This is a genomic window from Pseudoalteromonas sp. TB41, assembly GCF_000497975.1.
Lineage (GTDB): Bacteria > Pseudomonadota > Gammaproteobacteria > Enterobacterales > Alteromonadaceae > Pseudoalteromonas > Pseudoalteromonas tetraodonis.
This window is the reverse complement of the sequence record NZ_AUTH01000046.1, coordinates 1-12,245: the sequence shown is the minus strand read 5'-3', so window position 1 is coordinate 12,245 and position 12,245 is coordinate 1. Positions and strand designations below refer to the sequence as shown.

The window sequence follows — 12,245 nt, the reverse complement described above, 5'->3', positions numbered from 1 at the left end:
TAAAAAAAGCTGCTTACTTCATTTGAAGTAAGCGGCTTTTTTGTGTCTAGGCTCTGGGCTCTAGACTCTAGACTCTAGACTCTAGACTCTAGGCAGAATTAGAACGTGTAGTTATACTGAGCACCAATAAGTACGGCATGACCTTTTGATTCAAAAGACCACGCGCTGCCTGAATCATCAGTTTCAGTAAAGTTTTGTGTCTTACCACGTAATACACTCACACCTAAATCAACGTTTGAGTTTTTATCAATCACGTAGTTACCACCGAACGAGAACCAAAAACGGTCTGTATCAGGAATAGAAATTGATAAATGCTGTTGTGATACTGGCGACTCATCAAACGCAAACCCGGCACGAAGCATTAAGTTTTCGCTGTACTGGTAATCAGCACCGATTGAGTAACGCATTGCATCAGAGAAGTCTTCTGTTTTTTCAAATGCAATAAACTTGTCACCTGTAGGCATTGTTACTTGTGCTTCTAATGAATCAAAGCTGCTCCAACCTGTCCATAATACGCTGTAGTGAACGCCTAGTTTCTCGTCTAACTGATGAGAGCCTGAGAACTCAGCAATTGCTGGTAATGTAATTTCTACTGACCCAGGAAGAACTGGTATAGACTGAGCCGGACTTGAGAATGTTCCTTCAAAAGTAATATCTGTTTCTGTACGGTAGTTAAAACCAAAACGGCTATTTTCATCTAATTGATACATTAGGCCGACGTTTAAGCCGTAACCAGTATCATCACCCTCTAGGTCAACTACGTTTGTTGAGAATGGAATTTGTGTATTTACACCCACTTTACGTACTATCGTCGCATCAGCATAAATGTAGTTTAAACCAATACCAAAGCTAAACTGCTCTGATACTTTATATGCAACACTTGCGTTCATGTTTACAGTAACAATTTCAGTTTCACCGGCAATTTGGCCAGCTACGTAATCATCATTAAATTCAGTCGCTAGACCAAAGTTAGAAAAAGCACCAAAACCAACCGATACTTTATCGTTTACTGGCATAGTGAAATAACCCGCTGGAATAATCGCGCTTGGTGCGATGCTGTCATCGTTTAATGCACTAGCAGGTATGCCGTTATTTGTACCTGTACCTTCAAGGCTCACATCAGGAATGACAGCCATAGCTGCAACACTAAGTTGCTTCTCTTTAAACAACGTCATTAATGCTGGGTTACGTGCAACCACAGACGCATCGTCTGCTACAGATGCTTCACCTGCGTATGCACGACCTAAACCAGATACGTTTTGCTCAGCAAGCTGAAAAGCCGCTGCAAAAGTATCAGCTGAAACAAATGCCAGCGATGCCGCAATAAGAGTTTTAGTAAATTTCATTGTTGTGTCCTTAGCCAAACTTACTGTTTGGATAGCTATGTGTGTTGTTATTAGAGTTTCAAACCTGCGTACCCTACCTTAATTTTTTATAAAAAACCTTACTAAAACGTTAAAAAAGGCCAAAAAACACGTTTTTTAACGACAATTTAACAACTATTTAAAACTCATCGGACAAGAAGTGTGGTATTAGAGTATATACTCTAATGAGATTAATTCTTATTTGCATTGACTTGAAATACTTTGCAATTTACACTGCAAATAAAATCACAAAGGGAGAAAACTGTGATCATTTTGCTTATTCTTGCTGGGCTTATTTTTTGCGGCATTAGTGTCTATTTCTTTTATAAGGCAAATTATTGCGCGTGTACGCGTGCTGGAAAATGTGACAATCCAGTCAATCAATATTGGCTCGCAGCCATTGCCATGGCGCTTATTGCTTTAGGTTTTTGCTGCTTAGCATTACATGTAGAATTAGGCACACTATTGTGGTTAACGCTGATGGGGAGTTGCTTTTTGGGTGGGTATATTTCTGTTAAAACAAACGAAAAAAGAAGATGCAACGCTAAAGCAGTAAATGCTCTTTTAAAAGCCGAGGCAAATTAATCTTATAATCAGCGGGTTTAACACTTGCCTGTATTTTTATCTCGTTATTATTTAAGCTTAAATCTATATCTTTTGCGGTAACATGATGGTTATGCTTAGCGTTGTAAAAAAGCTTCACTTTAGGTTTGATAGGGTTTGAATGATTGCCCTCTAGCACCAACGCCAAACGCTCATTAGTTAACTTAACAATAGTTCCTACTGGGTGTACACCTAAACACTTAATAAATAACTGTACTAACTCTGCATCAAACAGCTGTTTGTTAGCCAACAAATAGCGAAGCGCATTAATTGGCTCATCACCCTCTTGATGCGGTCTATCTGCTGTCAATGCATCGTATACGTCTACAATAGCAATGATCCGAGCTGGGCGGCTTAATTTGCTTCCATCTACACCTCTTGGATAGCCTGAACCATCAAGACGCTCATGATGATTTACAATCATATCAAGCATTAAAGGCGTAATACCTTTTCCGCCTTTTAACAATCCTAAGCTTTGTGCGACATGCTTTTTTATTGCCGTCATTTCGTTACCCGTGACTTTTCCAGGTTTGGAAAATATCCCTTGCGGTAACTTAGCCTGACCTAAGTCATGCATTAAAGCCCCCATTGCAAGCTCTTGCACAACAGCGCGTTTATAACCTAAGTATTTAGCAAACACCGCTGTAAAAATGGTGCAGTTGATCATATGACGCCAGTTGTAACTGTGCTTATCTTTGATCCGAGTTAAAATAGTCATAGCGTGTTCATTACGAAATACAGAGCTCACTATTTCATTACTTATTTCATTGAGCGCTTCAATATTAAGTGACAAACCTGATGTTAAGTCACCAAAAATACTTTGTAGTTTTCTGTTGTGCGCATCATAACTCACACTGGCTTTTGCAAACTCTTGCTCTAAGCTTATAGCAACCTTTGCCTTAACTGGCTTATCTTGCTTAGCTACAGGAGCTTGTGGTTTTTGTTTTTCTTTGTATTTAGCTGGTACGGCGACATCACTTTTTGTAAAGTCGATGAGAAGCTCAAGCACCCCTTCGGTAATTAAACGCTGAATGATTGATTTATCACGAACCAAACCACTGGTTTTAATTTTTATGCCATCCACACTCTCCTGCTGCTTAGTAACGCTATTTACGTACATGCCTGGAACGAGTTCTGATATAGGTAAGGTGATTAGCATAAAAATGAGGGTTTCTATAATTAATGAATATATACTTTAAATAGCATTATTTAGCTATAAAAGTCTAGCTTTTGAGTTCAGGGTAATAATAAATGATTAACATCAATAATTATACGCACTAGCAAGAATAAACCATAAGCTCAGCAATGAATATACGCCTAAAGGTATAAAATAGATTGCTACATATTTTATTATCGAAAATTAAATAATGTAAGGCAGCGGACTAATTTAAATAATTGTAGGTATTTTGAGGAAGAAACAGGAAATGATACTTTAAACGCAAATGGCGCTCTCGGTAGGGATCGAACCTACAACTCAGCCTCCGGAGGGCCACGTGATATCCATTTCACCACGAGAGCACATTTGTTGCCGCCACATCAACTCGCGATATCAATGCTTTAGCATGCGCAATAATAAAGGCATCTTTGTATAAATGCCAGCATGATTAGTTTACATGTCTATAATTTAAACTAATCACTTCACAAAAGGTAAAAAAAGCGCTATTTGTTTATATTCTATAAAAAAACAGTAACGCTTTAGACACATATTATCTATTATTGTCACTGAACGGAAAGATTAAACACGAGGAAGTAATTATGAAGTTAATGTCAACAGAGCAAGTTGCTGAATTTTTAGGTGTAAAAGCAGAGCGCGTTAAACGCCTTGCTCGAGAAAGCCTATTAATCGCTAAATCAGAAGATGATAACGGCGAAATGCAATTTGACGCTGATGAAGTAGCAAAATACAAAGAGCTTGCGGAACGCTTTGGCGGACTTTAACCCTCCATTAAAGCAATAAGCTCGTCCAGTTGCGCGCGCAATACAACAACCTGATTGTTTATAGCGCGTTGCTCATACCAACCTATACATAACAGTAAGTAAACTAACTGATAGCAATTGAGTTTATGCATAGATAAATAAAATTGTTCTGATAGGGTGTGCGTTTTGTAATTGTTAAGCAGAGCCTGCTTGCCTGAAGCATCTAATTTAAAACTAACCGCTAACGCAGCAAGATCAAAATACACATCATTTGTTTGAGCATACTCAAAATCGATTAAATAAACGCCTTGCGGGTTTACCACGATATTTTCTTTGACTAAGTCGTTATGGCAAAAGCCGCTATCTACGGGCATGTTGGCTATGCTTTTTAATGTCTTGTTTATGAGCTTTTCATACTGTTTAAACACTAATAAATGCTGATAGGCTTGCAATTCCAAAGCTATATTCATTGCCTCATTATTAGTTGTATACGCATGAAGCTTAACAAGTTTAGTCAGTAGCGGCATCGCCAAATAAGACTGAGCGACGTCGCCATCAATATAGTTAAAAGCTGCGCGCTTATTTTGCTTATCAAGCCAGATGGGAGCAGAGCAAACTTGTTGTTTACTGAGCTCATATTGGGCATGTAACCCTACTTGTGGCCAATACGCTTTATAACACTTTAATAAATAAGCTTGGCTGTCAGTACGGATCAAAAAGTTATCGTTGCTTAAACCGTTAACCAAATACTCTGTTGAGGTTATTGTGCTCGGTACTAAAAACGCGCTACAAATATTAACTAACTGAGAGTGCGGGTTCATAGATTAAAGTTGCGCCATGGGCTTGGCTTGGCTTTGCTCGTATTCTTCGTACCACGTTTTAAATCCCCATGCTGCCATAACGGTATAAAATACAAATAAAACAAGGGTTGGGTAATAGCCTTTTTCATAGTACAAATACATAGAGGCCGCATCAATGACTATCCAATAGAGCCAATTTTCTAGTACTTTTTTAGCTACCAGATACGTAGTAACCACAGCAAAGCAAGTTGTGAAACTATCAAGATACGCAAAATCTGCATGCGTATAGTTTTGCATTACATAGCCAATTGCTAATGACACTAATGTAGTCAGTACAATTAAAATAATATGTCGGTTTACCGGCCAGGATGTAATTAGTCGCTGCGCTTGATTAGCCTTGCCTTTGCGCCACACGACCCAACCAAACACCGCCATATACATATAATAAAAGTTTAGTAACGACTCCATTAGCAGCGCGCCATTCCAATACATAATGGTATAAATAAGCGTACTAAAAAAAGCCGCAGGCCAGCACCATAAGTTCTCTTTAATGGCCAGTAATAAATACGCCATCGACAAAGCAACCGCAATATATTCCCAATGCGACATAGCAGTAAAACCACTGAGTATTTGCGTTACAAAATCCATCATTATAAAACGACCGTGTTTGTTAAGAGGTTATTCGGGAGATAAATCGCCCGAAATAAATTTACACACAAATATAGCTTTACCAAATTGCTCATATGAATGTTTAATTTCTGTGCTGATCACTTGCATAACTAGATCATAATCACCAAATATTTGGGTCGACATCGTATTAGTGATCACTTTGAGTTCTTCGTAGGCATTAACTCTGTCGATAAAGCCTTTAATAAAAGGAATGTAATCTTGGTGGAGCGGGTATTTACTGATCTCTACTGATAACTTCATTTCAAACTCACCTTTTTAATTATTTGATTTCAACTAATCATTCAACGCAACTTAAATACAGTGTAAAATTACACTAACACTCAACTTAAATGAGCTCATTATGGCACGCAGAATTACCTACACTTTTAAAAATCAACCGCGCGAAATTAACTTCGCCAAAGATAAATACCACGATATGTATCAGGCTATTGCGGCTGCCGAAGGTATCGATTTAACTAACTACTTAAACATGGTACGCCAAATTGAAATGACCTCTAAAGGGTCATCGGCAGTGCGTAACTTTCGTGATCAAGAATTTGCTCGCATGGGCTTTAGCGATATTTACTTTATAAAAGAGTAACGATACCGATTAAGTGAGCATCACGATCATTCTAGCAATGTAAACTTAATGGGTATTTTTAAAATAAATATTAGCGCTGGTACTCATAACTTACGCGCGGTGTAATATTACACAATAACTCGTAAGATATAGTATCAGCACATTGTGCAATTTCTTCTACCGGCAACTCAGGGCCCCACATTACTACCTCATCGCCGACTTTGATGCCATCAGCATTTTCACCAATATCAACACTGATCATATCCATAGAGATGTTGCCAGCAATACCATAACGTTTGCCAGCAATCACTACTGGGGTACCATGTTTAGCATGACGCGGATAACCATCACCATAGCCCATAGCAACCACTGCAAGCTTAGTCGGCTGAGCACTTTGCCAACTACCACCATAACCAACACCTTGCGCAGCATCAACATCGCGAATTGCAATAACCTTAGTGGTTAAGCGCATCACCGGCTTAAGCTGATGATCTTTGCCTGAAGTGTTAAGCATTGGTGATACACCATACATCATCAAGCCTGGACGCACCCACTCGCCATGACCGGCAGGCCAAGCAATAATACCGGCCGAATTTGCTAAACAATGTGCTTGTTGTTTGCCTTGCACTAATGAATCAAACAAAGCAATTTGCTCAGCTGTTTTGGGATCATTAACATCATCGGCACTGGAAAAGTGCGTCATTAAATTGATTGTATCTTTAGCGTTATTAGTCGCTTGCAAGCGCTGATAAAAATCATTCAATTGCGTTGGTGCAACCCCTAAACGATGCATACCCGTATTGATTTTTAACCAGCAACTGATTGGTGCATCGAGCTTTGCATTTTCAAGTGCTCTGAGCTGGTTTTCATCATGGATTATGGTTTGAAAGTTATTGGCTAATAAAATCGGCAAGTCATCTTGATGGAAAAAACCTTCCAACAACACAATAGGCTTGGTCAGCCCGCCTGCTCGAAGTGCGAGCGCTTCATCTATTCGTGCCACTGCAAATGCGTCGGCATCATTAAGGTGCTGCGCTATTTTAACTAAACCATGGCCATAAGCATTGGCTTTTAATACCGCCATAACTTTACTGTTAGGCGCAAACTGTCGCACTTGCGCTAAATTATGAGCAAGTGCTTGTAAGTTAATTTCGGCAATAGCTAAGCGCATTAGTAATCATCATCTACAGCAGGCCCCGCGTAATTATCAAAGCGAGAGAATTGACCTTGGAAGGTTAGGCGCACTTTACCAATCGGACCGTTACGCTGTTTACCGATGATAATTTCTGCAACACCTTTATCAGTACTGTCTTCGTTGTATACTTCGTCACGATAAATAAACATGATTAAATCGGCATCTTGCTCAATAGAGCCCGACTCACGCAAATCTGAGTTAATTGGGCGTTTATCAGCACGTTGCTCTAGGGTACGGTTAAGCTGCGATAGTGCAACAACCGGACACTGTAATTCTTTTGCTAATGCTTTAAGTGAACGTGAAATTTCGGCAATTTCTAAGGTACGATTATCTGACAAGCTAGGTACGCGCATTAATTGTAGGTAATCGACCATGATCATACTAATACCACCATGATCGCGGGCAATACGACGTGCACGTGAACGTACATCAGTGGGTGTTAAGCCTGAGGCGTCATCAACATACATTTTGCCTTTTTCCATGAGTAACCCCATGGTTGATGAAAGGCGCGCCCAGTCATCGTCATCTAGCTGACCAGTACGTACTTTGGTTTGGTTAATTCGGCCAAGGGACGCCAGCATCCTCATCATAATTTGTTCAGAGGGCATCTCTAGTGAGTAGATAAGTACAGGCTTGTCTTGGGTCATTGCTGCATGCTCAGCAAGGTTCATCGCAAAGGTAGTTTTACCCATCGATGGACGTGCTGCTACAATAATTAAATCTGAGGGCTGCAGACCAGTCGTCATTTTATCTAAATCAGCGTAACCTGTGCTTACACCGGTAACACCATCTTGTGGCGATTGATAAAGCTCTTCTATTTTATCAACGGTTTTTTCAAGTATGTTGTGAATGCTTTGCGGGCCATCACTACTTTTTGTACGTTGCTCAGCAATTTTAAATACTTTGCTCTCAGCAAAGTCGAGTAAATCGTGACTTGTGCGCCCTTCTGGGTTAAAGCCTGCCTCAGCAATTTCATTGGCGACACCAATCATTTCACGCACAACTGCACGCTCGCGTACAATGCTAGCGTAAGCATCAATATTAGCAGCACTTGGGGTGTTTTTAGCTATTTCGGCTAAATACGCAAAGCCACCAATCCCTGAAAGCTGATTATTTTTTTCTAAACTTTCAGAAATAGTAATTAAATCAATCGGATCGCCAATTTCAGCCAGTGCTGTCATTGCCTCAAAAATAAGCTTATGGGTACGGGTATAAAAGTCCTGTGACACAACAAGTTCAGCTACGCGATCAAATGCTTGATTATCAAGCATTAAACCACCTAAAACAGATTGTTCAGCTTCTATTGAATGGGGAGGAACTTTAAGAGTGTCGACTTGCTTATCTGGTTTGGCCATAACTTCACAGTACTAAAATTGAATGGCTCTATTCTATCGACTTGGCGGGGCTGTGCAAATAGCAAAGCAGGAAATCTTTCCTGCTTTTTGTAACTTAAAATAAAATGGATGATTATTGACGCTTAAGTCCAATCGTCCCACTTATGGTATTCATTTCTACACTGGCATCGGTGCCATTAGTATTAAACTTAATTCCACTTGCTGGGCCATATTTGGCTTTTTGCACTTGGTCGCTCGTTAGCTGGTTGTCAATTTTACCGCCGGCATGGGCTTGCACTTCAAATTGTGCCGATAAATCAGCTGGAAAGTAAAACTCAGCATTGCCACTTACAGATTCAAAACTTACATCAGCATCACTTAAAAGGCGATTAATACGCACTTCAACTTCGCCATTTACAGTGCTTATTTGTAACTCTTTGATTGCATCGAAGGTAAGATTGATATCACCGTTTACGTTTTCTAAGCGAATATCATTGGCAGTCGAGTTTGATTTTATATTCCCATTAACCGCATTAAAACGAACTTCTCCGTTAGATTGCTGATCATCAATTGCGCCATTTACAGTTTCAAATTGCACTTTACCACTGAGGTTTTTTGCGTTGATGTCACCGTTAACACTAGTAAGCTTAATATCGCCGTTAAGATCATTTACTGTAATGGCGCCATTGACTACATCAATTTCAGTGCCTCTTTTTAACTCTTTTGCAGTTACCGAAGCGTTAACCCCAACATACTCCAGCGCACTGCTTTGCGGCATGAAAATAGTTAGCGTTGAGCCATTATTGTTATTATCCCAGTTTGAAAGATCAGGCATTTTTACAATAAACTGAGTTTTATTACCCTGTGTTTTAAGAGTGTAGCCTTGTGCTTTATCATCAAGCTCGCCGCTCACTTTAAATTGATTTTTCTCCCAGCCCATAATATTTACATTGCCGCGCTGATTTTCTATATGAATAACGCCACCGTTTGGTACTTCAATTTGTTGTTCTATTTTTTCACCGGCAAATACAGCCATTGGTAATAAAGCGATTCCAAGTATTATTGCTTTCATTTATTTCTCCTAGATTTGTTGCCAACGCGGTGCATGCACCTTGTTAATTAAGTCGAGCTGTTGTTGATATACTTGCGCTAACATAGACAGTAGCGCCTTATTTTGTGGTTCATTTTCAAGTGTTTGCTTTATAGCCTGCTCAGCATCTTCAAGTTCTTGTAGCTGCACTTGCCAGTTATCTGTTAGTGCCGCTTGGCTTTGGTATTGAACAAGTAAACTTTGTTTTTGCTTAGTAAAAAAATCACTCATCGCCACAGCGGTATTTGTCTCTGGAGATGTAAAAAACACCATAGTGCTAACCAAAGCAGCCACACAACATGCCGCAATAGCAGTTAGCTTCGGCCAAACTACACTCTTAACTGTACTTGCCTGCTTATTAGTCATTATGGCGCGCTCAATCCCATCCCAGAGCTCTTTATCGGGTGTTATATTTTTATTTAATTGTGTTAGCGACTCATTTAAGTAGTCATCAAAATTTGTTTTACTCATTTTCGTACCACTGTTTTAATAATTGCCTTGCACGATGATATTGCGCCTTACTAGAGCCTACAGCCATGCCTAGCAAGGTTGCTATTTCTTCATGCCTATAACCTTCAACGGCATACAGTACAAATACCATTCTTGCGCGCTCAGGCAGCCTAACGATTAATTTATCTAAGCTATTTAAGCCATTGCAGTCATTTGCAGATTGCTCATCCATACCGCTTTGTTCAAAGCTAATAACTTTATTAAGCCAATGTTTTTGCTTACGCACATAGCTAATAGCAATATTACTGGTGACACTGTAAAGCCAGGTAGAAAATTGCGAACGCCCATCAAATTGCGCTATTTTGTGCCATACCTGTACAAATACTTCTTGAGTTGCATCTTGCGCATGCCCCTCATCGGCAATTAGCCTCAGGCATAAGCCATAAACTTTTGCTTTATGCATGTCATAGAGCGCTTTATAGGCTAACTGGTCGCCGTTTTTAACTTGATCAATAAGCATTTGCTGCACTTGATCAGTTATTGGCTGATTAGCGTCCATTAACATCGCAAATTTTTCCTGTTTATAATTATATAATTGCAATTTAACTTATTAGACGCGAGGAGAAATAGAAAGGTTTAAATGAAATAAAATTTTTTTTGAAAATAAAGGTTTAACTTAGAAAAGTGTTTGATTTAATCCACAACAAACAATTTATTACTTTGGGTTATAAATTTTAGATACAAAAAAACCGTGCAAAGCACGGTTTTTTTTAACTTAATTTTAAAAATTAAGCTTCAGCAATAACGATTACTTTAATAGTAGCTGTTACGTCTGAGTGTACTGCGATTGCAACGTCAAATTCGCCAGTCTCACGGATAGTACCTAGAGGTAAACGAACTTCTGATTTAGCAACTTCAACACCAACAGCTGAGATAGCGTCAGCGATGTCACGAGTACCGATTGAACCGAATAATTTACCTTCATCACCAGCTTTAGATACTAATGTAACTTCTGCTAATGCTTCAAGTTTGTCAGCGCGTGCTTGTGCTGCAGTTAACTGTTCAGCGATTTTTGCTTCTAGTTCTGCGCGACGTGCGTCAAACGTTTCAATGTTTGCTTTAGTTGCAGGAACTGCCTTACCTTGTGGGAAAAGGAAGTTACGTGCGAAGCCAGATTTAACAACAACCTGGTCACCTAGGCCACCTAGGTTAGCGATCTTATCTAGTAGAATAACTTGCATGTTTCTACACCTTTTAAAAACGTGTTAATCCGCTGCTTACTTATGTAAGTCAGTGTATGGAAGAAGGGCTAAGTAGCGAGCACGCTTAATAGCAGTTGCTAGCTGGCGCTGGTATTTAGCGCTAGTACCTGTGATACGGCTAGGTACGATTTTGCCACTTTCTGTAACATAGTTTCTAAGAGTAGCTAGATCTTTGTAATCGATTTGTTGTACGCCTTCCGCTTTAAAGCGGCAGAACTTACGACGTCTGAAATAACGTGCCATGAGATTAATTCCTCAAATAATTCTTTCTATATGCTGAGCATGCAAAACCAATTGGCTAAGGCCGTTACGACCTTCGTGGCGATTTAAAAAACCACTCACTTGCAATGCCTGCCCAACGTGCAAATGTTGAGTCTGTTGTTGCATTTGCTTACCACTGGCAACTACCTGAAGCCTCACATAACTATTACGGTTAAGATCTGCTTCAACTTGCATTGATTTATGTTCTACAACAAAAATACAATGCGGTATGCCCGCGGGGCTTTGGCTAAACTTGGGTGTTTTACAAACAACCCCCGATATAACCAGCTGATTCGTATATGGGCTAACCATTATAGTAACTGCTGACTACGTGCCATGCTAGGACTCAAAACAATTAAGCAGCTGGTGCTTCTTTCTTCTCTTCTCTTACAAGAGGAGACGCTTCAGTTACAGCGTTTTTAGTACGCATAACTAAGTTACGAAGCACTGCATCGTTGTAGCGGAAAGTAGTTTCTAGCTCGCTGATTACTTCAGTTGGTGCTTCAACGTTCATAAGAACATAATGAGCTTTATGAAGCTTGTTGATTGGGTAAGCCAGTTGACGACGGCCCCAGTCTTCAAGACGGTGGATAGTACCACCAGCTTCAGTGATAGAACCAGTATAACGTTCGATCATACCAGATACTTGCTCACTCTGATCAGGGTGAACCATGAATACGATTTCGTAATGACGCATGGATATTCCTTACGGTTAATAGA

The 12,245-nt window shown here is 39.7% G+C and carries 17 protein-coding genes and 1 tRNA gene; 3 read left to right on the top strand and 15 right to left on the bottom strand.

What is annotated here, in order from left to right; all coding sequences use genetic code 11:
• Nucleotides 1-98: 98 nt before the first annotated feature.
• Entirely contained in the window at nucleotides 99-1,346 is a 1,248-nt protein-coding gene (locus L641_RS0107050) for an outer membrane protein transport protein (RefSeq protein WP_024601521.1), read from the bottom strand.
• A 282-nt stretch (nucleotides 1,347-1,628) separates the two neighbouring features.
• Here L641_RS0107050 and L641_RS23370 point away from each other — a divergent pair, with 282 nt between their 5' ends.
• A complete protein-coding gene (locus L641_RS23370) occupies nucleotides 1,629-1,949 on the top strand; it encodes a hypothetical protein (RefSeq protein ID WP_076916059.1) in 321 nt (106 codons plus the stop codon).
• On the opposite strand, the gene L641_RS0107040 is transcribed toward L641_RS23370, so the two are convergent.
• The gene (locus L641_RS0107040) at nucleotides 1,909-3,126 is read right to left on the bottom strand and encodes an HD domain-containing phosphohydrolase (RefSeq protein WP_013464161.1); all 1,218 of its coding nucleotides are present in this window, start codon (nucleotides 3,124-3,126) and stop codon (nucleotides 1,909-1,911) included. The genes L641_RS23370 and L641_RS0107040 overlap by 41 nt on opposite strands.
• A 284-nt stretch (nucleotides 3,127-3,410) precedes the next feature.
• Nucleotides 3,411-3,485, bottom strand: a tRNA-Arg gene (locus tag L641_RS0107035).
• 237 nt (nucleotides 3,486-3,722) lie between these two features.
• On the opposite strand from L641_RS0107035, the gene L641_RS0107030 reads away from it, so the two are divergent.
• Complete coding sequence (locus L641_RS0107030; protein ID WP_008110377.1) at nucleotides 3,723-3,905, top strand: hypothetical protein; 183 nt, start codon at nucleotides 3,723-3,725, stop codon at nucleotides 3,903-3,905.
• Here L641_RS0107030 and L641_RS0107025 read toward each other — a convergent pair.
• The 3 genes from L641_RS0107025 to L641_RS0107015 are packed head-to-tail and all read right to left on the bottom strand — an operon-like array spanning nucleotide 3,902 to nucleotide 5,614.
• Entirely contained in the window at nucleotides 3,902-4,705 is an 804-nt protein-coding gene (locus L641_RS0107025) for a phosphotransferase (RefSeq protein WP_024601520.1), read from the bottom strand. The genes L641_RS0107030 and L641_RS0107025 overlap by 4 nt on opposite strands.
• 3 nt (nucleotides 4,706-4,708) lie before the next feature.
• Nucleotides 4,709-5,332, bottom strand: a complete 624-nt coding sequence (gene pnuC, locus L641_RS0107020; RefSeq protein WP_013464158.1) for a nicotinamide riboside transporter PnuC — start codon at nucleotides 5,330-5,332, stop codon at nucleotides 4,709-4,711.
• A gap of 30 nt (nucleotides 5,333-5,362) precedes the next feature.
• On the bottom strand, nucleotides 5,363-5,614 hold the full coding sequence (locus tag L641_RS0107015; protein ID WP_008110382.1) for a hypothetical protein: 252 nt from the start codon (nucleotides 5,612-5,614) through the stop codon (nucleotides 5,363-5,365).
• Nucleotides 5,615-5,714: 100 nt separating this feature from the next.
• Between L641_RS0107015 and L641_RS0107010 the strand changes: the two genes are divergently transcribed.
• Complete coding sequence (locus L641_RS0107010; protein ID WP_004588463.1) at nucleotides 5,715-5,954, top strand: DUF2960 domain-containing protein; 240 nt, start codon at nucleotides 5,715-5,717, stop codon at nucleotides 5,952-5,954.
• 70 nt (nucleotides 5,955-6,024) lie between these two features.
• Here the strand turns inward: L641_RS0107010 and alr are convergent, their stop codons facing one another.
• From alr to rpsF, 9 genes are all read right to left on the bottom strand, one after another.
• Nucleotides 6,025-7,104 (bottom strand): alanine racemase, encoded by a 1,080-nt coding sequence (gene alr, locus L641_RS0107005; protein ID WP_016900131.1) that lies wholly within the window; start codon nucleotides 7,102-7,104, stop codon nucleotides 6,025-6,027.
• Nucleotides 7,104-8,483 (bottom strand): replicative DNA helicase, encoded by a 1,380-nt coding sequence (gene dnaB, locus L641_RS0107000; protein WP_016900130.1) that lies wholly within the window; start codon nucleotides 8,481-8,483, stop codon nucleotides 7,104-7,106. Before dnaB ends, alr begins: the two co-directional genes overlap by 1 nt.
• Nucleotides 8,484-8,595: 112 nt before the next feature.
• On the bottom strand, nucleotides 8,596-9,534 hold the full coding sequence (locus L641_RS0106995) for a DUF4097 family beta strand repeat-containing protein (RefSeq protein ID WP_024601519.1): 939 nt from the start codon (nucleotides 9,532-9,534) through the stop codon (nucleotides 8,596-8,598).
• Nucleotides 9,535-9,543: 9 nt separating this feature from the next.
• The gene (locus L641_RS0106990; RefSeq protein WP_016900128.1) at nucleotides 9,544-10,023 is read right to left on the bottom strand and encodes a hypothetical protein; all 480 of its coding nucleotides are present in this window, start codon (nucleotides 10,021-10,023) and stop codon (nucleotides 9,544-9,546) included.
• Nucleotides 10,016-10,567, bottom strand: coding sequence for an RNA polymerase sigma factor (locus L641_RS0106985; RefSeq protein ID WP_024601518.1), 552 nt, complete (start codon nucleotides 10,565-10,567; stop codon nucleotides 10,016-10,018). The genes L641_RS0106990 and L641_RS0106985 overlap by 8 nt, the downstream gene beginning before the upstream one ends.
• A 223-nt stretch (nucleotides 10,568-10,790) precedes the next feature.
• The gene (gene rplI / locus L641_RS0106980) at nucleotides 10,791-11,243 is read right to left on the bottom strand and encodes a 50S ribosomal protein L9 (protein ID WP_008110407.1); all 453 of its coding nucleotides are present in this window, start codon (nucleotides 11,241-11,243) and stop codon (nucleotides 10,791-10,793) included.
• Between the two features lie 36 nt (nucleotides 11,244-11,279).
• Complete coding sequence (gene rpsR, locus L641_RS0106975; RefSeq protein ID WP_002962753.1) at nucleotides 11,280-11,507, bottom strand: 30S ribosomal protein S18; 228 nt, start codon at nucleotides 11,505-11,507, stop codon at nucleotides 11,280-11,282.
• 12 nt (nucleotides 11,508-11,519) lie between these two features.
• Nucleotides 11,520-11,837 (bottom strand): primosomal replication protein N, encoded by a 318-nt coding sequence (gene priB / locus L641_RS0106970; RefSeq protein ID WP_008466122.1) that lies wholly within the window; start codon nucleotides 11,835-11,837, stop codon nucleotides 11,520-11,522.
• 43 nt (nucleotides 11,838-11,880) lie between these two features.
• The gene (rpsF, locus tag L641_RS0106965) at nucleotides 11,881-12,222 is read right to left on the bottom strand and encodes a 30S ribosomal protein S6 (protein ID WP_008110420.1); all 342 of its coding nucleotides are present in this window, start codon (nucleotides 12,220-12,222) and stop codon (nucleotides 11,881-11,883) included.
• Nucleotides 12,223-12,245: the final 23 nt, after the last annotated feature.

What these genes read in the sequence shown, in the direction of transcription:
- L641_RS0107040 (WP_013464161.1), bottom strand. Translation starts at nt 3,126, where the DNA reads ATGCTAATCACCTTACCTATATCAGAACTCGTTCCAGGCATGTACGTA.
- L641_RS0106985 (WP_024601518.1), bottom strand. Translation starts at nt 10,567, where the DNA reads ATGTTAATGGACGCTAATCAGCCAATAACTGATCAAGTGCAGCAAATG.
- rpsR (WP_002962753.1), bottom strand. Translation starts at nt 11,507, where the DNA reads ATGGCACGTTATTTCAGACGTCGTAAGTTCTGCCGCTTTAAAGCGGAA.
- L641_RS0107030 (WP_008110377.1), top strand. Translation starts at nt 3,723, where the DNA reads ATGAAGTTAATGTCAACAGAGCAAGTTGCTGAATTTTTAGGTGTAAAA.
- L641_RS0107025 (WP_024601520.1), bottom strand. Translation starts at nt 4,705, where the DNA reads ATGAACCCGCACTCTCAGTTAGTTAATATTTGTAGCGCGTTTTTAGTA.
- dnaB (WP_016900130.1), bottom strand. Translation starts at nt 8,483, where the DNA reads ATGGCCAAACCAGATAAGCAAGTCGACACTCTTAAAGTTCCTCCCCAT.
- L641_RS0106990 (WP_016900128.1), bottom strand. Translation starts at nt 10,023, where the DNA reads ATGAGTAAAACAAATTTTGATGACTACTTAAATGAGTCGCTAACACAA.
- L641_RS0106995 (WP_024601519.1), bottom strand. Translation starts at nt 9,534, where the DNA reads ATGAAAGCAATAATACTTGGAATCGCTTTATTACCAATGGCTGTATTT.
- L641_RS0107015 (WP_008110382.1), bottom strand. Translation starts at nt 5,614, where the DNA reads ATGAAGTTATCAGTAGAGATCAGTAAATACCCGCTCCACCAAGATTAC.
- pnuC (WP_013464158.1), bottom strand. Translation starts at nt 5,332, where the DNA reads ATGGATTTTGTAACGCAAATACTCAGTGGTTTTACTGCTATGTCGCAT.
- rpsF (WP_008110420.1), bottom strand. Translation starts at nt 12,222, where the DNA reads ATGCGTCATTACGAAATCGTATTCATGGTTCACCCTGATCAGAGTGAG.
- L641_RS0107010 (WP_004588463.1), top strand. Translation starts at nt 5,715, where the DNA reads ATGGCACGCAGAATTACCTACACTTTTAAAAATCAACCGCGCGAAATT.
- priB (WP_008466122.1), bottom strand. Translation starts at nt 11,837, where the DNA reads ATGGTTAGCCCATATACGAATCAGCTGGTTATATCGGGGGTTGTTTGT.
- rplI (WP_008110407.1), bottom strand. Translation starts at nt 11,243, where the DNA reads ATGCAAGTTATTCTACTAGATAAGATCGCTAACCTAGGTGGCCTAGGT.
- alr (WP_016900131.1), bottom strand. Translation starts at nt 7,104, where the DNA reads ATGCGCTTAGCTATTGCCGAAATTAACTTACAAGCACTTGCTCATAAT.
- L641_RS0107050 (WP_024601521.1), bottom strand. Translation starts at nt 1,346, where the DNA reads ATGAAATTTACTAAAACTCTTATTGCGGCATCGCTGGCATTTGTTTCA.